Below are 938 nucleotides of genomic sequence, written 5' to 3' on the forward strand. Positions count from 1 at the left end.
GATTTTTATGACTCAACAAATCAATCATTTGTGTTAATATTTCTTCATGCTATGAAAAAGGGGGGAAAGTAAATGGAATCCGTTTACAAAAAGCTTCGTATATACAACTTGATAATGGGTTTTCTCCACCTTGTTCAGGGAATCATAATGCTGATAGTAAGCAACGATTCTTCTTTGACGATTACGAGAAACTACCTGGAGTTTGACCGGGAGATAATGCGACTGGTTCCAGCAACCGAGAACTTCATGGATCTGAAGATGGGTCCTTTCATCGCGAGTTTCCTCTTCATGTCCGCCATAGCGCATTTCATAGTCTCAACCTTTGGCTTTGGGTGGTACGCAAGAAATCTTCAGAAAGGAATTAATTACGCCAGATGGTACGAGTATTCCATCAGCTCTTCGGTGATGATTGTTGCCATCGCTATGTTCTCGGGTATGCTTGACATAGTTAGCCTCATGCTGCTCTTCACTGTCAATGCCCTAATGAACCTCTTCGGGCTTATGATGGAACTTCACAATCAGACAACCGAAAGGACAAACTGGACGGCCTTTATCTTCGGCTGTATTGCCGGGGCGGTCACATGGATAGCTGTCTTCGTATACTTTTTTACATCTCTTGGAAAGGCTAATGTTGAATTCCCGTCTTTTGTTTATGCAATTCTCATTACTTTCCTAGTTTTCTTCAACAGCTTTGCGATAAACATGTTTCTTCAGTACAAGAAGATCGGTCCCTGGAAGAACTACCTCTTCGGCGAAAGTATGTATGTTCTTCTCAGCCTTGTTGCCAAGAGTGTCCTTGCGTGGCAGGTTTTTGCCGGAACGCTCAGGCCAGTTTGATAAAAGTTTTTAAGGAGTATCGTGAGACCCCGAAAGGGGTCTCTTTGTTAAGATAATTCCAGGAGGATATAGATGCCAAATCTCTACTTCTATGCCGGTTC

Annotated in this window: 1 protein-coding gene; it reads left to right on the forward strand. The window is 42.8% G+C overall.

Translation table 11 applies throughout. The features are described 5' to 3' along the window. Positions 1–72: 72 nt before the first annotated feature. The gene (heR, locus tag BG32_RS15090) at positions 73–837 is read left to right on the forward strand and encodes a heliorhodopsin HeR (RefSeq protein ID WP_014731276.1); all 765 of its coding nucleotides are present in this window, start codon (positions 73–75) and stop codon (positions 835–837) included. Positions 838–938 lie beyond the last annotated feature (101 nt).

It is taken from the genome of Mesotoga sp. HF07.pep.5.2.highcov (assembly GCF_003666285.1).
In the GTDB taxonomy this organism is placed as follows: Bacteria; Thermotogota; Thermotogae; order Petrotogales; family Kosmotogaceae; genus Mesotoga; species Mesotoga prima.

What these genes read in the sequence shown, in the direction of transcription:
- heR (WP_014731276.1), top strand. Translation starts at nt 73, where the DNA reads ATGGAATCCGTTTACAAAAAGCTTCGTATATACAACTTGATAATGGGT.